22 protein-coding genes are annotated in these 22,485 nt (G+C 66.2%); 11 read left to right on the top strand and 11 right to left on the bottom strand.

From position 1 onward, the window contains the following. Nucleotides 1-23: 23 nt before the first annotated feature. Entirely contained in the window at nucleotides 24-359 is a 336-nt protein-coding gene (locus PGN27_RS01435) for an RNA polymerase-binding protein RbpA (protein ID WP_030135466.1), read from the bottom strand. A 143-nt stretch (nucleotides 360-502) separates the two neighbouring features. Here PGN27_RS01435 and PGN27_RS01440 point away from each other — a divergent pair, with 143 nt between their 5' ends. Then, a complete protein-coding gene (locus tag PGN27_RS01440) occupies nucleotides 503-862 on the top strand; it encodes a hypothetical protein (protein WP_045546509.1) in 360 nt (119 codons plus the stop codon). A gap of 5 nt (nucleotides 863-867) precedes the next feature. Here the strand turns inward: PGN27_RS01440 and PGN27_RS01445 are convergent, their stop codons facing one another. Next, complete coding sequence (locus tag PGN27_RS01445; RefSeq protein ID WP_335324482.1) at nucleotides 868-1,569, bottom strand: hypothetical protein; 702 nt, start codon at nucleotides 1,567-1,569, stop codon at nucleotides 868-870. A gap of 77 nt (nucleotides 1,570-1,646) precedes the next feature. Between PGN27_RS01445 and PGN27_RS01450 the strand changes: the two genes are divergently transcribed. The 4 genes from PGN27_RS01450 (at nucleotide 1,647) to PGN27_RS01465 (ending at nucleotide 7,568) form a co-directional block, all read left to right on the top strand. Beyond that, complete coding sequence (locus tag PGN27_RS01450; protein WP_335324483.1) at nucleotides 1,647-3,158, top strand: carboxylesterase/lipase family protein; 1,512 nt, start codon at nucleotides 1,647-1,649, stop codon at nucleotides 3,156-3,158. Nucleotides 3,159-3,210: 52 nt separating this feature from the next. Then, complete coding sequence (locus tag PGN27_RS01455) at nucleotides 3,211-5,124, top strand: primary-amine oxidase (protein WP_335324484.1); 1,914 nt, start codon at nucleotides 3,211-3,213, stop codon at nucleotides 5,122-5,124. 42 nt (nucleotides 5,125-5,166) lie between these two features. Next, a complete protein-coding gene (locus PGN27_RS01460; RefSeq protein ID WP_335324485.1) occupies nucleotides 5,167-7,158 on the top strand; it encodes a DUF7064 domain-containing protein in 1,992 nt (663 codons plus the stop codon). An 83-nt stretch (nucleotides 7,159-7,241) separates the two neighbouring features. Then, a complete protein-coding gene (locus PGN27_RS01465; protein ID WP_335325191.1) occupies nucleotides 7,242-7,568 on the top strand; it encodes a YnfA family protein in 327 nt (108 codons plus the stop codon). An 11-nt stretch (nucleotides 7,569-7,579) separates the two neighbouring features. On the opposite strand, the gene PGN27_RS01470 is transcribed toward PGN27_RS01465, so the two are convergent. Both PGN27_RS01470 and PGN27_RS01475 read right to left on the bottom strand, forming a co-directional pair. Then, nucleotides 7,580-8,452 (bottom strand): SCO6745 family protein, encoded by an 873-nt coding sequence (locus PGN27_RS01470; RefSeq protein WP_335324486.1) that lies wholly within the window; start codon nucleotides 8,450-8,452, stop codon nucleotides 7,580-7,582. A gap of 9 nt (nucleotides 8,453-8,461) precedes the next feature. Further along, entirely contained in the window at nucleotides 8,462-9,175 is a 714-nt protein-coding gene (locus PGN27_RS01475) for a FadR/GntR family transcriptional regulator (protein ID WP_335324487.1), read from the bottom strand. A gap of 126 nt (nucleotides 9,176-9,301) precedes the next feature. Between PGN27_RS01475 and PGN27_RS01480 the strand changes: the two genes are divergently transcribed. Together PGN27_RS01480 and PGN27_RS01485 are read left to right on the top strand one after the other, a co-directional pair. Continuing rightward, the gene (locus PGN27_RS01480; protein WP_335324488.1) at nucleotides 9,302-9,802 is read left to right on the top strand and encodes a gluconokinase; all 501 of its coding nucleotides are present in this window, start codon (nucleotides 9,302-9,304) and stop codon (nucleotides 9,800-9,802) included. Further along, nucleotides 9,802-11,190 (top strand): GntP family permease, encoded by a 1,389-nt coding sequence (locus tag PGN27_RS01485; protein WP_335324489.1) that lies wholly within the window; start codon nucleotides 9,802-9,804, stop codon nucleotides 11,188-11,190. Before PGN27_RS01480 ends, PGN27_RS01485 begins: the two co-directional genes overlap by 1 nt. A gap of 55 nt (nucleotides 11,191-11,245) precedes the next feature. Here PGN27_RS01485 and PGN27_RS01490 read toward each other — a convergent pair whose 3' ends face one another. Then, a complete protein-coding gene (locus PGN27_RS01490; protein WP_335324490.1) occupies nucleotides 11,246-11,716 on the bottom strand; it encodes an RDD family protein in 471 nt (156 codons plus the stop codon). A gap of 114 nt (nucleotides 11,717-11,830) precedes the next feature. Here PGN27_RS01490 and PGN27_RS01495 point away from each other — a divergent pair, with 114 nt between their 5' ends. Both PGN27_RS01495 and PGN27_RS01500 read left to right on the top strand, forming a co-directional pair. After that, nucleotides 11,831-12,490 (top strand): nitroreductase family protein, encoded by a 660-nt coding sequence (locus tag PGN27_RS01495; protein WP_335324491.1) that lies wholly within the window; start codon nucleotides 11,831-11,833, stop codon nucleotides 12,488-12,490. Nucleotides 12,491-12,532: 42 nt separating this feature from the next. Further along, the gene (locus tag PGN27_RS01500; protein WP_335324492.1) at nucleotides 12,533-13,345 is read left to right on the top strand and encodes an acyl-CoA thioesterase domain-containing protein; all 813 of its coding nucleotides are present in this window, start codon (nucleotides 12,533-12,535) and stop codon (nucleotides 13,343-13,345) included. A gap of 30 nt (nucleotides 13,346-13,375) precedes the next feature. Here PGN27_RS01500 and PGN27_RS01505 read toward each other — a convergent pair whose 3' ends face one another. Genes PGN27_RS01505 through PGN27_RS01520 form a run of 4 tightly spaced genes read right to left on the bottom strand, consistent with a single transcriptional unit; the run spans nucleotide 13,376 to nucleotide 17,511 of the window. Then, nucleotides 13,376-14,227, bottom strand: a complete 852-nt coding sequence (locus PGN27_RS01505) for an ABC transporter permease (protein ID WP_335324493.1) — start codon at nucleotides 14,225-14,227, stop codon at nucleotides 13,376-13,378. Then, nucleotides 14,224-15,099: an ABC transporter permease gene (locus tag PGN27_RS01510; protein ID WP_335324494.1), complete on the bottom strand. Its 876-nt coding sequence runs from the start codon at nucleotides 15,097-15,099 to the stop codon at nucleotides 14,224-14,226. The genes PGN27_RS01505 and PGN27_RS01510 overlap by 4 nt, the downstream gene beginning before the upstream one ends. Before the next feature lie 34 nt (nucleotides 15,100-15,133). After that, nucleotides 15,134-16,318 carry a polyamine ABC transporter substrate-binding protein gene (locus PGN27_RS01515; RefSeq protein ID WP_335324495.1) on the bottom strand — a complete coding sequence of 395 codons (1,185 nt, stop codon included), beginning with the start codon at nucleotides 16,316-16,318 and terminating at the stop codon, nucleotides 15,134-15,136. 41 nt (nucleotides 16,319-16,359) lie between these two features. After that, the gene (locus PGN27_RS01520) at nucleotides 16,360-17,511 is read right to left on the bottom strand and encodes an ABC transporter ATP-binding protein (RefSeq protein WP_418888543.1); all 1,152 of its coding nucleotides are present in this window, start codon (nucleotides 17,509-17,511) and stop codon (nucleotides 16,360-16,362) included. A 272-nt stretch (nucleotides 17,512-17,783) separates the two neighbouring features. Here PGN27_RS01520 and PGN27_RS01525 point away from each other — a divergent pair, with 272 nt between their 5' ends. Beyond that, nucleotides 17,784-19,193, top strand: coding sequence for a purine-cytosine permease family protein (locus PGN27_RS01525; protein WP_335324497.1), 1,410 nt, complete (start codon nucleotides 17,784-17,786; stop codon nucleotides 19,191-19,193). Here PGN27_RS01525 and PGN27_RS01530 read toward each other — a convergent pair. Both PGN27_RS01530 and PGN27_RS01535 read right to left on the bottom strand, forming a co-directional pair. Beyond that, nucleotides 19,174-20,301: an epoxide hydrolase family protein gene (locus PGN27_RS01530; protein WP_418888544.1), complete on the bottom strand. Its 1,128-nt coding sequence runs from the start codon at nucleotides 20,299-20,301 to the stop codon at nucleotides 19,174-19,176. The two genes, PGN27_RS01525 and PGN27_RS01530, sit on opposite strands and share 20 nt — an antisense overlap. Nucleotides 20,302-20,341: 40 nt before the next feature. Next, on the bottom strand, nucleotides 20,342-20,947 hold the full coding sequence (locus tag PGN27_RS01535; protein ID WP_335324499.1) for a hypothetical protein: 606 nt from the start codon (nucleotides 20,945-20,947) through the stop codon (nucleotides 20,342-20,344). Nucleotides 20,948-21,024: 77 nt separating this feature from the next. Between PGN27_RS01535 and PGN27_RS01540 the strand changes: the two genes are divergently transcribed. Continuing rightward, complete coding sequence (locus tag PGN27_RS01540; RefSeq protein WP_335324500.1) at nucleotides 21,025-22,476, top strand: LLM class flavin-dependent oxidoreductase; 1,452 nt, start codon at nucleotides 21,025-21,027, stop codon at nucleotides 22,474-22,476. The last annotated feature ends 9 nt before the right edge of the window (nucleotides 22,477-22,485 follow it).

The following is a 22,485-nucleotide window of genomic DNA, read 5'->3' on the forward strand; positions in this document are numbered from 1 at the left end:
TGTGCCGGCCCCCGGTGGGGCGCTCAGCCGCGACGCTTGGTCTTGATGATGTCGAGGCGCTCCTTGAGCAGTTCCTCGAGCTCCTCCACCGAACGGCGCTCCAGCAGCATGTCCCAGTGCGTACGCGGGGGCTTGACCTTCTTGGGCTCCGGAACGTCACCGTCGATAAGGGTGCCTTCCATGCCGTTCTTACACGGCCAGGTGCCCGGGATCTCCGCGTCATCGGCGAACGGGACCTCGAATTCCTCGCCGTTGTCGGTGCGGTAGCGCGCAACCTGACGCGGTGCCAGGTCGTGGTTGCGATCGGTTTCGTAGCTCACGGCACCGAGGCGGCTGCCCCGCAGGACTCGATCAGCCATCGTCAACTCTCCTTAGACACGCGCAATTGTTCCGGAGGATCAACGCAGCAGATACCCGATTGGTTCCCCGGCGTCCTCCGACTCGACTGACCAGGATACGGCAGATGCTGCGATCACCCGGCCAGGCCGTCTACAGTCGCCCCGTGACTTCTGCTACGCCGGGCAGTTCGGCCACCCGCCGGCGGGCACGGCCGCAACCGTGCCGCTGGTGTGGCCGTGAGGTGCCCGACGCCGGGATGGGCCGACGCCGCCAGTACTGCAGGCAATCCTGTCGCCAGCGGGCCTATGAACAACGCGCGCAGGTCAAGGGCACCTCGGTGGCCCCTGACGCGGTGGTGTTGTCGGCAGAGGAAGCAGCCGACCTGTCCGACCGGCTTTACCAACTGCGCTGTGCCGCCGAGGATGTCACCACCGCGGTCGAGGAGGGTGCCACGGCCGCCGAGCTGCTGGCGCTGTGCCAGGACCTGCTCGGGGCGGCCAAGGCGGCCGACGGCTGGCGCTGAGGAGTTCAGCAGGACAATCGGATGCCGATCCCGGGCTGCGGGCGGTCCCGGACAAGGCATCCGTATCCGGTGACGCCGTCGGCGGCCATCCGCACCGCCGTACGTTGTGCGTAGTTCACACACACCAACGCAGAGGTGTCGGCACGGCACCGCATATCGCCGAACGTCAACGACTCCCCGACAGGTAGGACGGCACCCGCGCCGTCCCGGAACGGACCAGGGTCGCCGCGCACCGATCCGATGTCCACCGCCGAGCCGTCGAAATCGACCCAGTCGCCCCGCCACACCGTGATCGCGTCCGGCGGTCGCGGCGGCGGATCGTCGAGGTCGACCAGGCAGGCCAGGGCGCCGCCGCGATACCGCGTCGTGCTGATGCAGTTGGTGACGGCCGTGGTGAAGGCCACCCCGTCGACGGCCGAGGTGGCCCCGGCGCGGGACACCGTGGCGTATCGCTCCGCCGGCGCGGCGGTACCCGCTTGGATCCAGTCGATCACCTCGGTGAGGTCGGCCTGGGCCGACGGAACTCCTGGTGCGTTCGAACTTGTCGCGGTCGAACTTGTGGTGGTCGGCGTGGTGCGCGTCGACGATTGCGCGGGTTCGGTGGTCTTCGGTGCGACGGTCAGCGGCGTCCGGCCGGTATCCCCACCCGGGCCCGCCGAACACCCCACCACCAGCACAGATGTCGCCGTCACCAACATCCATCGCATGCGGTCAGGGTAGCTGGCGGCGTGGCGGCGGCCCGCAAGTCGCGGCACGCACCCGGTTTTTCGCTAACGTCGGCAGCATGCACCAGCAGACGATCCGGGCCCGCATCAGCACGGGCACCGTCGAGGGGTTCACCAAAGACGGCGTGCATCGATGGCGATCCATCCCCTATGCCAAGGCCCCGGTCGGCCCGTTACGTTTTCGGGCGCCCGTACCGGCCGACCCCTGGCCCGGGGTGCGGTACTGCCACGGCTTCACCTACTGCGCCCCGCAACAGAAGATGTACACCCTGCTCGGCGTCGGCAAATACCAGCCGATGAGCGAGGATTGCCTGACACTCAATGTGGTCGCGCCCGAGCACCGCGACAGCGACGAACCGTTGCCGGTCATGTTCTTCATCCACGGCGGTGGTTACATCCTCGGCAGCTCGGCAACCCCGATCTACGACGGTGTCGCGCTGGCCAAACGGGGCTGCGTCTACGTCTCGGTCAACTACCGGCTCGGTCCGCTGGGGTGTCTGGATCTTTCGTCGCTGTCCACCCCCGAGCACCCCATCGACGACAATCTCTTCCTGCGTGATCTGGTGCTGGCCCTGCAGTGGGTCCGGGACAACGCCGCGGTGTTCGGCGGCGATCCCGACAATGTGACTATCTTCGGCGAGAGCGCCGGGGCGCACGCGGTGGCGACGCTGATGGCCACACCGGCGGCGGCCGGCCTGTTCCGGCAGGCCATCGCCGAGAGCCCCGCCAGTGGCATGGCCGGCAGCGCCGAGGTGGCTGCGGCGTTCGCCGACGATTACGCGGCCCTGCTCGGTGTCCGCCCGTCGGAGGGGGCTGCCGCGGCGATGACGGCGAAGCCTGCACAGCTGATCGCGGCGCTGGATCGGCTGATGGTCGACGGGATGAAGGCCATGCGGGGTGCGTTCCCGGTGGGGCCGACATATGGCACGAAGATGCTGCCGAAGGACCCGGTGGTGGCGATGCGTGACGGTGACGCGCATCAGGTGCCGCTCATCGTGGGTACCAATGCCGACGAGGGCAAGCTGTTCACCCGCTTCCTGCAGTTGCTGCCGACCACCGAGCCGGCGATCGAGATGTTGCTCGCCGACAGCGATATCGAGGTCCGCGAGCGGATCACCAGCGCCTATCCCGGATACCCGAGCCCGTCGGCGTGTGTGCGGCTGGGCGGGGACTTCGCCTTCGGCACCGCGGCCTGGCAGATCGCCGAGGCGCACGGTGCGCACAGTCCGACCTACGTCTACCGCTACGACTACGCACCGCGCACCTTTCGGTGGTCCGGTCTCGGAGCGACACATGCGACCGAGTTGTTCGCAGTGTTCGACATCTACCGAACTCGTTTCGGGTCGGTGTTGACCGCGGCCGGGGACCGTGCGTCGGCAGCCCGGGTGAGCCGGGACGTCCAGCGTCGGTGGGGCGAGTTCAGCCGCACCGGAACGCCCGGTGAGGGTTGGCCGCGCTATGACGAGGACATGCGGGCGGTGCTGGTGTTCGACCGGCACACCAGGCTCGAGTACGACCCGCACGCCGACCGCCGCCAGGCCTGGGAGGGTTTCACGCTGGCGGTCAGGTAGCGATTGGCGGCAACCGCGTGCGCGACGGGCCAGGGTGTGATTGCGTGTGCCGATGACACATCCGCTGGACCCGCTGGGCCACGACGAATTCAGTGCTGTCGCCGCGATCTTGGGGCGCGTTCACGGTGTCGGGGAGGGTTGGCGATTCGCGTCGATCGAGCTCGTCGAACCCGACAAGGCCGAGCTGCGCGATTTCGAGGCCGGGGGAGCACGACCCGCGCGTCGGGCGCAGGCGGTGTGCCTGAACCGGGCGGCCAACAGCACTCATCGCGCCGTCATCGCACTCGATGAGGACCGGGTGGAATCCTTCGAGCTCGTTCCCGGCGTGCAGCCGAACTTCACCGTCGACGAATTCAACGAATGCGACGAGTTGCTGCGCACCAACCCCGAACTGCTCGCGGCGCTGGCGCGTCGGGGCATCCACGATATCGACCTGGTGTTCTTCGACACCTGGACCTACGGAGATGCCGTCGCCCCTCCGGAATTCGCGGACCGCAGGCTGGGCTGGTCCGACACCTGGCTCAAGGATGGGCCCGGCATGAATCCATATGCCCACCTGATCAGCGGGCTGCACTGCGTGATCGACGTCAACTCGATGGAGGTACTGCGCGTCGAGGACGGCGAGCACATCGACATCCCGGCGGTGATGGGTGAGTACGCCCCGCGGCACATCCCGGAACGGCTCCGTGCCGCACAGCACCGGGAACCGTTGGCGCCCCTGCACATCACCCAACCCGACGGACCGTCGTTCAGCCTGGACGGAAACCTGTTGCGCTGGCAGAACTGGTCACTACGGGTCGGGTTCAACTATCGCGAGGGCATGGTCTTGCACTCGGTGCGCTACCGCGACGGGGACCGCGATCGTTCGGTGGCCCACCGGCTGTCCTTTGCCGAGATGGTGGTGCCCTACCGGGACCCCTCGGCCGATCACTACCGGCGCACGGCATTCGACATCGGCGAGTGGGGACTGGGTTTCATGACCACCTCGCTGACGCTGGGTTGCGACTGCCTCGGCGAGATCAGATACCTGGACGCGGTACTGCACAACAGCAAGGGCGAGCCGTACACCATCGACAACGCCATCTGCATCCATGAGGAAGACAATGCGGTGCTGTGGAAGCACGTCGACCACCATGCCGGTGCCGAGGTGCGCCGCATGCGCCGGCTGACGATCTCGTTCCACGTCACCGTCGCCAACTACGAGTACCTCGTGTACTGGCGGCTGTATCAGGACGGCAACATCGAATGTGAGGTGCGTGCCACCGGCATCATGGTGACCACACCGTTGCCCGATGGCGCGGCGAGCCCCAACGGCACCCTCGTCGACGAGCGCACCTACGCGCCGTTCCACCAGCACTTCCTGGTGGCACGGCTCGACCTGGACGTCGACGGACCGGACAACACGGTCTACATGTCCGAATCCTTCGCCGAACCCATCGGCCCGGACAACCCACACGGGTTGTCGCTGGTGACCCGAAATGTCGCGTTGCGCACCGAGGAGGAGGGCAAGCAGGACGTCGATTTCGGCACCCAGCGCGGCTGGAAGGTCGTCAACACCAACGTCCGCTCTCGCCTGGGCACCCACCCCTCCTACAAGCTGGTGCCGACCGGGGCGATACCGGCGATGTTCGACCCGTCCGCGCCGGTGTTGCAGCGCGCCAACGTCATCGGGCATGCATTGTGGGTGACACCCAATCGGGCCGACGAGCGTTGGCCGGCAGGTGAATTCGTCAACCAGTCGGCAACCGACACCGGGCTGGGTGAATGGACCAAGGCCAACCGGTCGATCGAGAACACCGATGTGGTGCTGTGGTACGTCTTCGGTATCCATCACATCACCCGACCGGAGGACTGGCCGGTCATGCCGGTGGACGTGGTGTCGTTCTGGCTGAAGCCGTTCGGCTTCTTCGATCGCAACCCGGCCTTGGATGTGCCGCCGACGCCGGCCGAATGCCACAAAAGTTGACACCTGTCATATGTGATCAGCGCCACTGCTAGGTTCAGCTGTGTGCAGAGTCAACTCATCGAGCGCCCGACCGATCTGACCGACGAATGGCTCACCGACGCCCTCGGTGTCGGCACCGTCACCGGGCATGAATTCGAGCGCATCGGGACCGGGCAGATGAGCGAGTGCTACCGCGTCACACTGCGCTACGCCGATGGCGTCCAGGGGCCGGCCAGCGTGATACTCAAGGTCGCCGCAGCCGACTCCAACAGCAGACAGACCGGGTTGGCGCTCGGGCTCTACGAGCGTGAGGTGCGGTTCTACGCGGAGATCGCGCCGGGTCTGACCGGAGACCGGACCGGCCCGTTCGCGCCGTGCCACCACCACGCCTACGACGCCGAAACCGGCGCCTTCGACCTACTGTTGGGTGATGCGTCCCCGGCCACGGTGGGCGACGAGATCCGCGGCGCGACAGTCGAGCAGGCGATGCTCGCCCTCTCTGAGCTGGGCAGCGTGCACGGCCCGCTGCTCGGCGATGACGGCCTGGCCGGTGCCGAATGGCTCAACCGGGACGCGCCGGTGACGCAGGCGCTGTTGGCCACGCTGTGGGCCGGATTCGGCGAACGGTTCGCCGATCGCATCGACCCGCGGCACCGGGTGGTGTGTGAACGTCTGGTCGCGGCCTTCGACGGTTATCTCGCCGACGAGGCATCGGTACTGCAGGGCCTGGTGCACGGCGACTACCGGCTGGACAACATGCTCTTCGGCGGGCCGGGCTCCGAGCGTCCGTTGACGGTGGTGGATTGGCAGACCGTCACACGAGGACCGGCGCACACCGATGTGGCCTACTTCCTCGGCTGCGCACTGCCCAACGAACAGCGCCGCGCACATTACGACGAGCTGCTGCGCACCTATCACCAGGCGTTGGGCGCCGGGTCTGCGCTGTCACTGGACGATGTCCGTGCCGGCGTCCGGCGGTCCAGCTTCTTCGGTGTCATGATGGCCATCGTCTCCTCGATGCTCGTCGAGCGCACCGAGCGCGGTGACGAGATGTTCATGACCATGCTCGACCGACATTGCACCCATGTGCTGGACACCGGCGCGCTGGACCTGCTGCCCAGCGCAGAACAGGCCGAACCGCTTCGCCCCGAGCCCGCGGACGAGGGCCCGCACCCACCGGCAGAGGACGCCCTCTGGAGCGAGAGCTGGTACTTCGATTTCGTCGATGCCACACAGGGTTTGGGCGGCTGGGTGCGGTTGGGCCTGATACCCAATCAGCAGACGGCCTGGATTCACGCGTTCCTGTGCGGACCGGGGTTACCCACCATCGTGATCGACGACCAGGCTGCCGCCCTGCCCGCCGATCCCGGCGCGGTGCGCACCGATCAGGTGACGCTGGAGCTCTCGACGACCGTGCCGCTGCAGACCTATCGGCTCTCATTGCAGGGGCGGGCGCAGGCCTACGATGACCCGGCGGTGCTGTTACAGCCCGGGCACGGTCCCGGGCGTGCGGTGGACATCGCCTTCGATCTGGAGTTCACCTCACTCAGCACGCCCTACCAGTACCGGATCACGCCGCGGTACGAGATCGCCTGCGCGGTCTCGGGTTCGGTGTCCGCCGACGGTCGAACCCATGACCTCACCGGTGTGCCCGGACAGCGGGATCATTCCTGGGGCGTGCGGGACTGGTGGACCATGGACTGGGTGTGGAGTGCGCTGCATCTCGACGATGGCACCCACATCCATGGGCTGGATCTGCGGGTGCCCGGTATGGGACCGATCGGCATCGGCTACGTCCAGCGCGAAGGGGAGCCGTTGATCGAGCTCGGCGGTGTGGTCGCCACCGAGGAGTTCGGCGCCGACGATCTGCCGATCTCGACCACGCTGTCGTTGGCGCCGACGGGAGTCGAGGCGGTGGCTACGATCGAGGGCCATGCCCCGGTGCTGTTGACCGCTGCCGACGGCCGGGTCAGCAGGTTCCCGCGGGCATGGGCGCGCGTGACGACCGCCGACGGCCGTACCGGCGTCGGCTGGCTGGAGTGGAACCGCAACTGAACCCGGCCGGCGTGCGTGTCTGCGTAGGACACGCCGCGCAGCTACCGCATTTCGCGCACGCTCACGGCATGGTGATGGCCGTGCTGGTACTCAAATCGATGGTGTTGTTCGTCCTGGCCGCGATCCTGGAGATCGGTGGCGCGTGGTTGGTGTGGCAGGGCGTGCGCGAACATCGCGGCTGGCTGTTCGTCGGCGCCGGGGTGATCGCGCTGGGCGCCTACGGTTTCGTAGCGGCGTTCCAACCGGACGCCAATTTCGGACGGGTGCTGGCCGCCTACGGTGGGGTGTTCGTCGCAGGATCGTTGGTCTGGGGCATGGTCGCCGACGGTTTCCGGCCGGACCGCTGGGACCTCTCGGGCGCGCTGATATGCCTGCTCGGCGTCGGACTGATCATGTACGCGCCGCGCTGACCCCATCCGGGTTAGTAGGTGTCGTTGTCCAGGTCGGTGCGGTCGAGTCCCATGGGCGTCGCCGCGGGGACGTCGCCGCCGCCGATCACCAACCTGGTCAACGGGGTCAGGGTACGAAACAAGACATCCAGGTCGGTGTCGCCGAGGACGTCGAAGGCCGACAGCGCCAGCCGGTCGGTGGCGTCTTCGATTTCTGACTTCAAATCACGCCCGGCATCGGTGAGTGCGCCGGTGCCGTCCAGCAGACCGCGGTCGGCAAGCCGGTCGACCTGCTCCTGCCAGAGTGCATCGTCGTAATCGCGGCTGCGTTTGATCATCTCGACCGGCACCCGGCCCGCCGCCGCGTGCAGCACATTCGATTCGCGGCCGCTGATGCCGAGCACTTGGAGCACAGCGATGTGTCCGTCCCCGCGGTGTTCGCGCAGCAGGGTAGCGGCGTGCCAGAGCCGAGCCAGCGGTTCCTCCGGCCAGGACAGGGCCAGGTTCGCCGCGAACAACGCCCGACCCTCCGGCGCGGCGCTGCGGGCGACGGCACCGAGCAGCTCAGCGGCGGTATCGACCCCGTCGGCGAGGCCGTACCCGCGCAGCGCAGCGACCGCTGCATTCTCCCTGGCGGCCAGGACCACGTGCGGTGCGGCGATCTCCCAGGCAGCCGGCAGCGCCTTGGCCACCCGGTGCGGGGCAAAGTTGTAGAAGACCGCGGTGACAACCTCGGGCGGCACCGGTCCCAACGGCGCCGAGCGCGCAGCGAAGTAACCGCTCCAGAATCCGCGGAATCCGAGGCCGTCGAGGGCTGCGCGAGCCTGCGGCGCAAAGTAGGTGACCGCGTGCACGGGCTCGAGGCGGTCGAACAGTCGGCGGGCGAGGGTCGTGGATCTGCTCACCCCTGAGAGTCAATCACCAGCTGGTTCGTCGGCGACGGCCGCACTGGCCTCGTCGATGATGGCGCGCATGGCACGTTCGGCGCTGTCTGCATCCCGCAATCGGATGGCGCGCGCGACCTCATCGTGCAGTGCGATGGCTTCGGGCTTGGGCGCTGCGGGCATCATGCCGTGGTGGGTGCGCCCGGTGAGGACCTCGGCCACCACGGCGTTGAGTGCCCGGAACATCTCGTTCCCACTGGCTTCCAGAAGTGTCCGGTGAAACACCTTGTCCGCCTGCAGGTATGAATCGAGATCGCCCGAGCGGCCGTGCATCACCATGTCGGACACCGCAGCGGCCATGATGCGGCAGTGGTGCGGATCGGCGCGCTGGGCGGCCAGCGCTGCGGCGGCGGGTTCGAATCCGCGCCGCAGCTCCGAAAGCGACAACAGCTGTGCGGCTCGGTCGCCGGAATCCAACCGCCAGCGGATCAGCCTGGGGTCGAACACGTTCCAGTGTTCTGGGGCCTGGATGGTGATGCCCACGCGGCGCCGGGAGGCGACCATTCCCATGGACTCGAGTACGCGGACCGCCTCGCGCGCCACACTGCGGGATACGGCGTGCTCCGCGCTGACCCGTTCGAGGTTTATCACCTGCCCGGCGGGGTATGCGCCGGACACGACGGCGGTGCCGAGCGCGGTCAGCACGTTCTCGTGCAGCGCGCTGACACTGTACCGGGTTACCACTCATACATCCTGTCATAGACCCACAACGGGAAGTAAGAACAGATTCTTTCCGTGATCTGCTTGCAATAATCAGACTATTGATGCACGCTATGTGAGGCCAGACACAGTAAGACATCGGTAGGGGACATGACGGCACCAACCGTGGTGATGGGCGTTTCAGGATCGGGCAAATCGACCGTCGGTGCCGCGCTCGCGCAGCGGCTGCGGGTCCCGTTCGCCGACGCAGACGACTTCCACCCGCCGGCCAACATCGCCAAGATGACCGCCGGCGAACCTCTGGACGACGCAGACCGCCACCCGTGGCTGGAGGCGATCGGGGACTGGCTGGAAGAGCGGTGCAGCACCGGAGGTGTGATGAGCTGTTCGGCGCTCAAGCAGCGTTACCGCGACCAGCTGCGCACCCACTGCCCGAGCGTGCGGTTCCTTCACCTCAGTGGCACCCCGGAGGTCATCGGAGCCCGACAGGCCAGCAGGCCCGGACACTTCATGCCCGCATCACTGCTGGCGTCTCAGTTCGACACCCTCGAACCACTCGCCGCCGATGAGAACGGCGAGACCATCGACGTCGGCAAGAGCATCGATTCGATTGTCGACGAATACGTTTCCCGGACCGGACTGGAGGCCTGATGAATACCGTGCTCGCGGACGCGCCGAAACTCGTCGAACCCGTTGCCTCCACCCCACACCTGATGCTGGCCTTCCTGGCCGGTATCGCTGTCATCGTCGTGCTGATCACGGTGGTGAAGCTGAACCCGTTCCTGGGGTTGATCTTCGGGGCGGTGACGGTCGGGGTGGTGGCCGGTGAGGAATTCGCGACGGTACTGACCTCGTTCTCCAACGGCTTCGGTAAGACCGCGGCCAGTGTCGGCATCCTCATCGCGCTCGGCGCCATGTTCGCGAAATTGCTCGCCGACTCCGGCGGTGCCGACCAGATCGTCGACACCATCATCGGTCGGTCGTCACCGCGTATGTTGCCGTGGGCCATGGCGCTGGTCGGCGCGATCATCGGTCTGCCGATGTTCTTCGAGATCGGCTTGGTGCTGCTGATGCCGGTCATCTACCTGGTGGCCCGCCGGTCCGGTCTGTCGCTGATCACCGTCGGGATCCCGGCGCTGGCCGGACTGTCGGCCATGCACGGTTTCGTCCCGCCGCACCCGGGACCGCTGGCGGCCATCGGTTACCTTGGCGCCGACCTCGGCCTGACCCTGGCGCTCGGCGTCGCGGTGGCGATCCCGACGATCGTGGTCGCGGGTCCGCTGTTCGGCAAGCTGGCGGGTAGATGGGTCGTGGTCGGCGCCCCGGACACCTTCGACGCCGACGAGTCCGCCGACCGAGACCAGAGTCGCCGTCCGTCCTTCGCGATCACGCTGTTCAGCGTGCTACTGCCGGTCGTGCTGATGCTGGGCAAGGCGTTGGTGGACATCTTCATCGCCGACGAGGGCCAGTGGTTCCGGCAGGTCTTCGACACGCTCGGTACACCGCTGATCGCCCTGCTGATCGCGGTCATCGTCGGCATGGTGACGCTGGGGCGCGGTGGTGGGATGACCCGGACCGAGATCACCAGATGCGTCGAATCCGGGTTGCCGCCGGTCGCAGGCATCATCCTGATCGTGGCCGCCGGCGGCGGCTTCAAGGAGGTGTTGGTCGATACCGGAATCGGTACCGCCCTCAAGAATCTGGCCGAGGGCACCAATATCTCGGTGGTGCTGTTGGCCTGGGGTCTGGCGGTGGCGATCAGACTGGCCACCGGATCGGCCACCGTCGCCACGATCACCGCATCGTCGTTGATGATCGGATTGATCGAGGGTATGAGCTCGGGCGAGGTGTCGCTGATCGTGCTGGCCGTCGGCGCGGGCTCGCTGTTCTTCTCTCACGTCAACGACGCCGGCTTCTGGTTGGTCAAGGAGTACTTCAAACTCAGTGTGGGACAGACGATCAAGTCCTGGTCGATCATGGAAACCGTGCTGTCGGTCTCCGGCCTCGTGGTGGTGTTGATCCTCGACCTGTTCATCTGACCCCGGTACGACGAAAGCGCCCGAATCCACTCGGATTCGGGCGCTTTCGTCGATATCAGTTCTTGACGACCTGCGTGCCACCGGCGAGCTCATCGTGCTTGCCCTGCTTGGTGGGGCTGCTGTTGATGGTCACCGCGATCACCAGGATGGCGATCACGCCGAGCAGTCCGCCGATCAGCGGAATGATCGGCAGCAACGTGAACGCATTGCGGATGGCCGATTGCTGCAAGGTCGGCTTTCCGCCATCACCCGCGCCGTTCACGCTCAGGCCGAGCACCTTCTTGCCCGGCGTCCAGCCCTGGGTCACCTCGAAGGCGACGTAGTAGACGAAGGTCAGCAGTCCGGTGAACAGACCGGTCACCCAGATGCTCTCCAGCGAGTCGGTGGCGAAGGCCGACAGGAACGAGACGATGGCGATCAGGATGCCGTCGATGACGCGCGCGAGCCAGCGAGCGAGCAGGCCGCCGGGAACGCGCCCGGACGCAGCGTAGTTGGTTGATTGTGGGTCGAATCCACCTGTGGTCATGTCGATGAACCTACTCGGTTCCGTGGATGCATGGGCCGTGCGCGCAGATCCGCCATGCCTGTGCGACTCGCCGGACCCACCATCCCGTCGGCGGGCGCAGGCTAGGGTGCGCAGATGGCCTCAGCGAGCAGTGACATCTGGGAGGTGCTGTCGACAGCGCGGACGATTCGCAGATTCACCGACGAACCGGTCGACGACACCACCCTGACTCGATGCCTGGAGGCCGCCAGCTGGGCCCCGTCGGGTGCCAATGCCCAGGCCTGGCGGTTCATCGTGCTGCGTTCGCCCGAGCAGCGGGCGGTGGTGGCCGAGGCCGCACGCCACGTTCTCGCGATCGTCGAGCCGGTCTACGGGATGACCCGCCCCACCGATCAGGAGACCGACCTGATTGCCCGCAACACCAGGGCGACCTACGAACTGCACGACCGCGCTACGGAATTCACGTCGGTCTTGTTCGCGCAGAAGCGCTTTCCGACAGCATCCGAATTGCTGCTCGGCGGATCGATCTTCCCGGCCATCCAGAACTTCCTGCTCGCCGCGCGAGCGCAGGGTCTGGGTGCCTGCCTGACCAGCTGGGCGTCCTACGGTGGCGAGAAGATTCTGCGGGATGCCGTCGGCGTTCCCGACGACTGGATGTTGGGTGGGCACATCGTGGTGGGTTGGCCGAAAGGCCGTCACGGCAGGTTGCGGCGACGTCCGCTGACGCACGCTGTCAACCTGGACCGTTGGGACGAACCGGCCGACGACATGCTGGCCGCGCGACCGTCCACCTGATCCGCTGGGTGGCCGTCGCGGTCCTCGTGCGACGATGCGAAAGTGACCGAACGACCGTTTCATTTCAGCAGGGGCGACCACGATGCCTTCGTGCCCACCGGGTATGCGCAGAGTCACTGGGGGGATGACCACCTGAACGGTCCCGCCCTGGTCGGGTTGGCGGCCGGCTGCCTGGAAAACCAGTTCGGTGAACCGGATTTCCTGCCCGCGCGCCTGACCGTTGACCTGTTCAAGGCGGCCCGTGGGGTACCCACCGTCGTCAAGCTGACCATGGTGCGCGACGGCAGGCGGGTACGCAATTCCGAGTGCGAGCTGATCCAGGAGGGGGTCACGGTGGTGCACGCGATACTGGTCCAGTACCGCCGGTCCGAGCCGCCGCGCGGCGAGGAGTGGTTCGGCACGACCGATTTCGAGATGCCGGTCGTGCGCGACGAAGAACGGGGCATAGGGATCGGTAGCGATGCGTTGGGGTGGACCGGTGCGATCGCCGACCACCAGAACACCGCACGCAAGCGGATGCTGAACAGGCCGATCGACGTCGTCGAGGGCGTGCGCAATTCACCGTTCGTGCGGGCCGCGATGGTCGCCGAAGGAACGAGCCTGGTCACCAACCTCGGCACCGCGGGTGTCGGCTATATCAACGGTGATCTCACCGTGGCGTTGGCACGGTTACCGCGCGATGAGTGGATCGGTGTGCAGGCCGATTCGCATTGGGCGGCCGACGGAATAGCGGTCGGTACCTCGACACTTTTCGACAGTCACGGCCCGATCGGCTCAGGTATGGTCACCGCCGTCAGCAATGCCGCGGCTCAGATCGACTTTCGCAACGACCGGTTCCCCGAGCGCACCCGCTGATCGTTGACTGCCAACGGGTCTCGCTGATACTTACACCTTGACCTTGCGCCGGTACAGCGTGCCGACGGCCAACAGGATCAGGCTGATCACCAGAATGGCGGTGGCCAGCACGTTGATCTGCGGCGGCACGGCGGCTTTCACCGCGGCGTTGACGTACAGCGGGTAGGTGACCGTCGACCCGCTGACGAAGTACGTGACGATGAAGTCGTCGAGCGACAGGGCGAACGACAACATCCCCGCCGCCACGATGCCGGGCACGATCAGTGGCAGGGTCACCTTGAAGAAGGTCCGCAACGGACTGGCACCGAGGTCCATCGACGCGTCTTCGAGCGTCCAGTCGAACCCGCGGACCCGGGCCCGGACCGTCATCGCGATGAAGCTCACCTCGAAGGCGACATGGGCGATCAGGATCGTCGTGTAACCGGCAGCCCACCCGAGGTCCAGGAACAGCGTCAACAGCGAGGCTCCCATCACCACCTCGGGCGCGGTCAGCGGCAGGATCACGAAGGTGTCCACTGCGCGGTACCCGCGAAAGCGTTGCCGCACCAGAGCGATCGCCAGCAGTGAGCCGAGTACGAGGGCGATCAGTGTGGAGATGAGTGCGATCTCCAGGCTGAGCTTGAGGGCATCGGTGAGGGCGGGGTACTTGAACGGGTCGAGCCAGTTGTCCAGGGTGAAACCCTGCCAGGTGTAGTTGAACTTGCCCGCCGGCTTGTTGAATGAAAACGCCACGATGACGGCGATCGGCAGGAAGAGATACAGCAGCACCAGTCCCGCAACGATCCGCAACGAGTAGTCACCCCACTTCGGGCGCGGCCGCACGGTCTTCGGCGAATGCCGATGACCGGCCTCAGGGGTCGACGGCCGCTGTACGGCGGTCATACCAGATCCTCCGTTCCGAGTGCCCGCGTGTAGAGAATGACCCCGACCAGGATCAGGCCCATCAGGCCCAGGCTCAGCGCGGCCGCCGCCGGATAGTCCTTGACGACAAGGAACTGTTTCTGGATCACGTTGCCGATCATCGTGGTCTGGGTGCTGCCCAGATAATCGGCGTTGATGAAGTCACCCACCGCGGGAATGAACACCAGCATGCTGCCGGCGAGCACGCCCGGCAGTGACAGGGGCAGGATCACCTTCCGGAAGCTGCGTGTGCCACCGGAATACAGATCTCTGGACGCCTCGAGCAGTCGTGGATCGATCTTCTCCAGGCTCACGTACAGCGGGAGGATCATGAAGATGATCCAGTTGTAGGTCAGGCCACCGATCACCGCCCAGCTCGTCGAGAGCAGCCGCCCCTCATCGGGTAGCAGACCGATCGAACCCAGTGCGCTGACCACCCAACCCTCGTCGGCCAGGATCGTCTTCCAGGCGATGGTGCGGATCAGGAAGGTCACGAAGAAGGGCAGGATGACCAGACCCAGGATCAGATTCTTGAACCGACCCGCCTTGAACGCGATGACATATGCCAGCGGGAAGGCGAGCAGCAGGCACAGCACCGTCGCCATTGCCGCGTAGCCGAAGGACCGCAGGATCGGGTCCTTGTAGAGCATGAACGCATCGACGAAGTTGCCGAAATTCCAGTCGAAGGTCAGCGTCGGCAGATACACCGATCCACCCGATGATGACAACGACGTGCGGGCCAGCGTCACGAACGGCACCACGAAGAAGATGGCGAGATAGGCCAACGCGGGCAAGATCATCAGATACGGGGCGATCTTGCTGCGCTGCCTGCTGCTCGCGGCGACTCCTGCCATCTATGCTCCTCGCCTCCGCCGTGCCGTGGGGTGATCAGCCACCGGTGACCGCGGCGTAGAGGGTGTTGAATTCCTGGGTCTGCTCGTCGGTCAGCGCGGCCCAGGATTTCAGGTTCGCCTGCACCTCGGGTGACGGGTTGATCAAGGGGTTCTTCGCCGCGGCCGGATCGACCTTCGCCAGTTCGTCGGTCATATCCGACAGGGCGGGCACGAACTGGGTGAACGCCACCAGCTTGGCATAGTTGGCCCGGTCGTAGACGTAGTCGATCCAGGCCTCGGCACCCTTCTGGTTCTGGGTGGTGTAGGGGATGACCATGGTGTCGATGAACCAGTCGCCACCGGACTCCGGGACGATGAACTGCAGGTCCGGATTGTCGGCCTGCAACTGCACGACGTCACCGGAATACGCCTGTGCCACGGCGATATTGCCGGCGGCGAGATCATCGGCGTAATCGTTGCCGGTGAACCGGCGGATCTGCCCACGGTCCTTCTGCTCCCGGACCAGGTCGACGGCCTTGGTGATCGACTCGGTGCTGGGATTCTCCGGCGAGTTGCCTTGCGAGAGCATGATCATCCCGAGGCCGTCCTGCACATCGGAGAACAGGCTGACCCGCCCCTTGAAGGCGGGATCCCAGAGGTCGTCGATCGAGCGGATGTCGCGGCCGGTGGCGGCGCGGTTGTAGGCCAGGCCGACCATGCCGGTCATGTAGGGAGCGGTGAACTTTCGGCCCGGGTCCACCTTGGAGTCCAGCAGATCCTGACGCAGGTTCTTACGGTTGGGAACGCCGGCATCGCTGATCTCGTTGAGCCAGTTCAGACCCTTGACCCGGGCGGCCATGAACTCGGTCGGCACGACCAGGTCGGCACCGATGTCCTGTTTGCGCGACAGTGGCTCCTTGACCTTGGCGAACCACTGCTCGTTGTCGTTGAAATCCTCTTTGTAGTCGATGGTCAGGCCGGAGGCCGTCTGGAACGCCGCGATGAAACCGTCGGCCATGTACAACGGCCAGTTGGAGATGCGCAGGGTGTCGCTGGAGGTCTCACCGGTGTCCGACGATCCCGAGGATGAGCTGCCGCTGTCGGATCCGCACGCTGCCAGGAACGACGAGCCGAGGATCGCCGCCGCTGCGGTGGCAGCACTGCCACCGATGAACCGCCGCCGGCTGGTGCGGTTGGCCGCCAGTCGGGACAGCAGTCGGGGATCGATCTCGTGGGACATACTTGGCCTTTCGTCGGGAGGGAGGAACGTGAACGCGCGGGTCAGGATTCGTCGAGCATTTCTTCGAGATCCTCGGTAGTGGGGATGTCGGCGGCGGGCAGAACCAGGGACGCTTCCGGGGACCAGCTGACATACACCGGGTCGCCGGGGCGCAACATCGGCAGATCCTGTTCGGGACCGACGTGCGCGACGATGGTCGAGTCGTCGGGTGCCGCCACGGCCAATCGCACGACGGGGCCCTGGAACGTCAGATCGCGCACGGTGCCCCGCACGACGGCAAGGTCACCGGTCGGCTCGTCGGCCGATACCCGCACCCGTTCCGGACGGATCATCAGCGTGGCGTGACCGCCGGATTCGATGGCGGTCTCGCCGGGTCGGGATTTGAGTCGGGTGCCCAGCACCTCGATCTCGACGTGATCACGGTTGACCCGACCGGTCTGGCGGCCGGCCCACAGGTTGGCCTGTCCGATGAATCCCGCGACGAACACGGTGGCCGGGCGGTCGTAGATATCGGCGGGTGTCCCGATCTGCTCGACATTTCCGGCGTTCATGACCGCGATGCGGTCACTCATCGTCAGTGCTTCTTCTTGGTCATGGGTGACGTAGATGAAGGTGATCCCGATTTCGCGCTGGATACGTTTGAGCTCGAATTGCATCGCGTGGCGCAGTTTGAGATCTAGCGCGCCGAGGGGTTCGTCGAGCAGCAAGGCGCTCGGATAGTTGACCAGTGCCCGGGCCAGTGCGACGCGCTGTTGCTGCCCGCCGGAAAGCTGGGCGGGTTTGCGTTGGGCGAAATCGGTGAGGCGGACGATCTCGATGATCTCGTCGACGCGGCGGGCGATCTCCCCTTTGCCCTTGGTCTTGTCCAGCTTCATGCTGCGCGGCCCATAGGCGATGTTGTCCCAGACGGTCATGTGCGGGAACAGTGCGTAGTGCTGGAAGACCGTGTTGACGTTGCGTTTGTGCGGCGGAACCTTGGAGACGTCGACGCCCTCGAGCCTGATAGCGCCCTCGGTGGGGGTCTCGAAACCGGCGATCATGCGCAGCGTCGTGGTCTTGCCGCAGCCCGACGGGCCCAGCATCGAGAAGAACTCGCCCGAGGCGATCGTGAAGTCCGCGTCGGCGACGGCAATGTAGTCGTCGAAGCGCTTGACCACATGGTCGATCTCGATGACGGGATCGCCCTTGCGCAGCGTCGCTCCGCCCTCGCCAGTGTCAGGGTCCGCGGCGGTGGTGTCTGTACCGGACAGGACTGGGCCTCCTCAGCATTGCGGTCGGTAGGTCAACAATCGCCCATCACACTGACCTTCGCAAGCGATTCCGCAACGAATTTACATTCCGACAATGGATTCCATAGGTTCCACGGCGCAAGAGGTCAGATTCCGCTGCGCTGATGGGTTGACGGCCATCGGTGTCGGAATCGGGCCGCCGCCTGGTGGCGGACGCGGCGTGGTCGAATACTGCCATGACCGGCAACAGCTCGGGGGCCACTCCGACCACGAATCGATCGCTGACCTCACCCTCGTTCACCGGTCGATCACCCAGCGGTGTCGGGGATCTTTCGGTGGAGACACACGGCATCGCCCCGGTGGCACCGGACAAGCGATACGGTTCACCGGCCCGCCTCTTCACGGTGTGGTTCGCCCCGCAGGTGAACATGACCGGCGTCTTCACCGGAACCCTGGCGATCCTGCTCGGCCTCGGGTTCTGGTTGGGCCTGCTGGCGATGGTCATCGGCACGGTACTGGGCGGTCTGGTGGTGGCCTATCTGTCGACGTGGGGCCCGCGCACCGGAACCGCCCAGCTGCCCGGCGCCCGGTTGGCGTTCGGATCCGGGGTCGCCGTGCCCGCCGCGCTGCAGTGGCTCTCCTCGATCGCCTGGGACGCCCTGGTCGGTTTGTTCGGCGGCCAGGCACTGGCGTTGCTTCTGGACATCCCGTTCTGGATCGCCGTGTTGATCGTGCTGGCCGTGCAGGGCGCCGTCGGATTCATCGGATATGAGCTCATCCACCGGCTGCAGGCGGTGCTGACGGTCGTGCTGTTCGCCATGTTCGTGGTCTTCGCGATCAACCTGGTGCACGGACACCAGATCGTCACCCCGACGACACTGTCAGGCGCCGACCTGGTCGGTGCATTCGTCATGGAGGTGACGATTGCGCTCAGCCTGACCATCTCGTGGGCGAGCTATGCGGCGGACTTCAGTCGGTATCTTCCGGTCGAGTCGTCGCGGGCGCGGGTGTTCGGTTACACCTTCGCGGGCATGGTGCTCGCCTACGTGTTCGTCCAAGGCATCGGCATCGCCGCGGCCGGTGTGCTCGGCGATCACACCGCCGAGGGCGTGCGTGATGTCATGGGTGGTGGCGCGTTGGGCGCGGTCGCCCTGCTCGTCATCGCCTTGGCGTCGGTGGGCTCCGGGGTCATGAACGACTACTCCGGATCGCTCGCGCTGCAGACCCTCGGGGTCCGGGTACGGCGTCCGATCTCGGCGGTCCTGGTCACCGTGTGTGCCTTCTTCCTTATCCTGTGGTTGCAGGCGGCGGACACGGCAACGCGATTTCTCGACGTGCTGCTGCTGATCGGCTACTGGATCCCGGCCTTCGTTGCCGTGATCGGCATCGATTGGGTCCTGCGCACACGGTCGGCGGGCGCCTTCGTCGACGTGGCCGCCGCCCGAACCACGCGCAGCGACGCGATCGCCGCGGTGGCCGTGTTCGTCATCTCCTACGCCGCAGCCGTTCCCTTCATGAACACGACCCTCATCGCCGGTCCGGTCGCCACCGCTTGGCACGGCGCCGATATCGCCTACTTCGTGAACTTCGCGGTCGCGGCGGTGCTGTACGGCAGCTACCGGTATCTCAGCCGCGCACGGTCCTGAAGAAGGCGCGGACGTCCTCGACGAGCAACTCGGGTTGTTCGAAGGCGGCGAAGTGGCCGCCGCGCGGCATCGTGGTCCACCGGGTGATGTTGTAGTGCGCCTCGCACCACGCCCGCGGTGAGCGCAGGATCTCCTTGGGGAACTCGGCGATACCGGTGGGCACCCTGACCGGTTCGCGCGGCCCGAACGCGGCGAAGCTCTCCCAATACAGCCGCGCTGCGGAGGCTCCGGTGCCGCCTATCCAATACAGCATCACGTTGTCCAGCAGCTCGTCACGACTGAAGACGTTCTCGGGATGGCCGTCGCAATCGCTCCAGGACCAGAACTTCTCGACGATCCAGGCCAGCAAGGCCACCGGTGAGTCGACGAGGCCGTAGCCGATGGTCTGCGGACGGGTCGACTGTTGCTTGGAGTACCCGGCTTCCCACTTCCTGTAGTGCTTCATGGCAGCGAAGGCTCGTTGATCGTCCTCCGACGGGTTGCGCAGACTGGCCTCGGTCGGCTTGCCGATGGCCATATTGGTGTGGATCGCTTTGCAGCCCAGCCCGTTTCGTCCGATCTGGGTGGTGACCGCCGCACCCCAGTCGCCACCCTGGGCCACGTAGGTCGGGTAGCCGAGGCGCTGCATCAGAGCGTCCCAGGCCAGCGCGATGCGCTCGACCCCCCATCCGGTGGTGGTGGGCTTACCGGAGAATCCGTAACCCGGCAGCGACGGGCATACCACGTGGAAAGCATCTTCGGCGCGGCCGCCGTGGGCGGTGGGGTCGGTCAGCGGTTCGATGATCTTGGCGAATTCGACGACCGACCCGGGCCACCCGTGGGTGATGATCAACGGCAGCGCCTCGGCATGCGGCGAACGCTGGTGGATGAAGTGGATGTCCAGACCGTCGACGACGGTGCGGAACTGCGCAAAGCGGTTCAGCGCCCGTTCGCGCGCCCGCCAGTCGTAGCCCTCGGCCCAGTACGCGGCGAGATCGCGGGTGTAGGCAAGCGGGATGCCCTGGCTCCAGTCGTCCACGCATTCTGCATCGGGCCAACGTGTCTCGGTCAGTCGCCGACACAGGTCCTGCAGGGCCTCGTCGCTGACATCGATCCAGAACGGGTGCACATCGGTCATGCCGGTCATCGTGACACGGCGGGCTCAGCCCTCAGTGGGCGACATCGGTGTACACCGGCAGATAGCCGTCGGCGGAAAAGGTGAAACCCCGTGCGCTGGTCTCACTGCCGCACGAGATGCCGGTGGTCTCCTGCACGTTGCAACGGAATCCCGCGACCATCAGCACCTGCCCGAACGGGAGCGTCACCGCCGGGCCCGGGGTGACGGCGTACGAGTCCGGATCTGCCGCCACGAACTGGGCATCACCGTGTCGGTCGATCAGGATGGTGTTGGGCGCGGTCGGCTCGCCGTCGGGCCCGGGAACTTCCTCGGGCGCGCCGGTGATCGACAGCGCAGATCCGCCGCTCGGCTGGCACCCTGCGGATGTGTGCGGGACTATCGCGCACTGCCAACGCCCGCTCGGGGTGGTGAAGTGATATGACTTCTGTCCGGGCCCGGCAACATAGAACTCGGCGGCGTCGGCGAGTTGGTGATTCGTGCGATGCGCGGGCAATTCCGGTGTGGGCGAGGCTGATTGCGGCGAGGTCCAGGGTTCGCCGGTGTCGATCACAGTGGGGGAGCCGCACCCGGCAGCTGCCAGCGTCACACCGCAGGCGACCGCCACCGACCACACCGCATGGTTGTTTGCACGTGCCACCGGCCCAGGGTACGGCCTTGAGAATCGCGCTGAACACAACCGCTGACACGGTGCGGCACAGACGACAGGCTGACCCGGTGACACGTGTGATCCGCTTCAACGCCTTCGACATGAATTGCGTCGCCCACCAGTCTCCGGGACTCTGGAAGCACCCCGAGGACCAGTCGTGGCGATACAAGGACCTCCGCTACTGGACAGAGCTGGCCACGCTGCTCGAGCGGGGCCGCTTCGACGGTCTGTTTCTTGCCGATGTTCTGGGCACCTACGACGTCTATGGCGCAGGCGACGAGTCGGCCGTGCGCCAGGCCGCCCAGGTACCGGTCAACGATCCACTGCTGCTGGTGTCGGCCATGGCCCTGGTCACCGAGAATCTGGGCTTCGGGGTGACCACCGGCACCGGCTTCGAGCACCCGTATCCGTTCGCGCGGCGCATCAGCACCCTGGAGCACCTCACCGGGGGACGGGTCGGCTGGAACGTCGTCACCGGTTACCTGCCCGCCGCGGCACGCAATATGGGCCAGACCGACCAGCCCGCACACGATGCCCGATATGACCATGCCGACGAGTACCTGGAGGTGCTCTACAAGCTCTGGGAGGGTTCCTGGGAGGATGACGCGGTCGTCCGCGACACCGTCAACGGCGTGTTCACCGATCCGGCCAAGGTGCACCACATCGGCCATGACGGACGACATTTCAGCGTTCCAGGCATTCATCTCTCCGAACCGTCGCCGCAGCGCACCCCGGTCATCTTCCAAGCCGGCGCGTCCCCGCGTGGTGTGCGCTTCGCGGCCGAGAACGCCGAGGCCATCTTCACCGCGGCGCCCACCAAGGCGATCCTGCGCGAGAACGTGAGCACCATTCGCCGCGAGCTGGAACTCGCTGGCCGAGATCCCTACGGGGTCAAGATCTTCAACCTCTCGACCGTCATCACCGCGGCGACCGACGAGGAGGCCCATGCCAAGCACGCCGAGTACCTGTCCTACGCCGATGCCGAGGGGGCGTTGACTTTCATGTCCGGCTGGATGGGCGTGGACCTCGCACGCTATGGCCTCGACGAACCCGTCGGCAACGTCGACTCCAACGCCATCCTGTCTGCGGTGGCCGCGTTCCAGTCCGCCGATCCCGATGGCGGCGAGTGGGCGATTCGTGACATCGCCGAGTGGGGCAAGATCGGCGGGATCGGTCCACGGTTCGTCGGGTCCGGTGAGCGGGTGGCCGATGCGTTGCAGGATTGGGTACAGGAGACCGACGTCGACGGTTTCAATCTCGCCTACGCCGTGACCCCGGGTTCGTTCGCCGACTTCATCGACCACGTGGTGCCGGTGCTCACCGCCAGAGGCGCCTATCAGCGGGCGTACGCGCCGGGCACGCTGCGACACAAGCTGCTCGGCCGGGGCGATCGACTGCCCGCGGAACATCGGGGCGCCAGTTACCGTGTGGGCGGCCCGAATTCGACGATCATCGACCGACCGTCGACCGTGCCGTCCTCGTCGGGTTCGGTATCGGCGCAGCCGGCCAGGGGCCGGTAGTCCCACCCA

It is taken from the genome of Mycolicibacterium neoaurum (genome assembly GCF_036946495.1).
GTDB lineage: Bacteria > Actinomycetota > Actinomycetes > Mycobacteriales > Mycobacteriaceae > Mycobacterium > Mycobacterium neoaurum_B.

Bases quoted from the DNA above. Each gene is read 5' to 3' on its own strand.
- PGN27_RS01435 (WP_030135466.1), bottom strand. From the start codon at position 359: ATGGCTGATCGAGTCCTGCGGGGCAGCCGCCTCGGTGCCGTGAGCTAC.
- PGN27_RS01445 (WP_335324482.1), bottom strand. From the start codon at position 1,569: ATGCGATGGATGTTGGTGACGGCGACATCTGTGCTGGTGGTGGGGTGT.
- PGN27_RS01450 (WP_335324483.1), top strand. From the start codon at position 1,647: ATGCACCAGCAGACGATCCGGGCCCGCATCAGCACGGGCACCGTCGAG.
- PGN27_RS01455 (WP_335324484.1), top strand. From the start codon at position 3,211: ATGACACATCCGCTGGACCCGCTGGGCCACGACGAATTCAGTGCTGTC.
- PGN27_RS01480 (WP_335324488.1), top strand. From the start codon at position 9,302: ATGACGGCACCAACCGTGGTGATGGGCGTTTCAGGATCGGGCAAATCG.
- PGN27_RS01485 (WP_335324489.1), top strand. From the start codon at position 9,802: ATGAATACCGTGCTCGCGGACGCGCCGAAACTCGTCGAACCCGTTGCC.
- PGN27_RS01490 (WP_335324490.1), bottom strand. From the start codon at position 11,716: ATGACCACAGGTGGATTCGACCCACAATCAACCAACTACGCTGCGTCC.
- PGN27_RS01495 (WP_335324491.1), top strand. From the start codon at position 11,831: ATGGCCTCAGCGAGCAGTGACATCTGGGAGGTGCTGTCGACAGCGCGG.
- PGN27_RS01505 (WP_335324493.1), bottom strand. From the start codon at position 14,227: ATGACCGCCGTACAGCGGCCGTCGACCCCTGAGGCCGGTCATCGGCAT.
- PGN27_RS01510 (WP_335324494.1), bottom strand. From the start codon at position 15,099: ATGGCAGGAGTCGCCGCGAGCAGCAGGCAGCGCAGCAAGATCGCCCCG.
- PGN27_RS01515 (WP_335324495.1), bottom strand. From the start codon at position 16,318: ATGTCCCACGAGATCGATCCCCGACTGCTGTCCCGACTGGCGGCCAAC.
- PGN27_RS01525 (WP_335324497.1), top strand. From the start codon at position 17,784: ATGACCGGCAACAGCTCGGGGGCCACTCCGACCACGAATCGATCGCTG.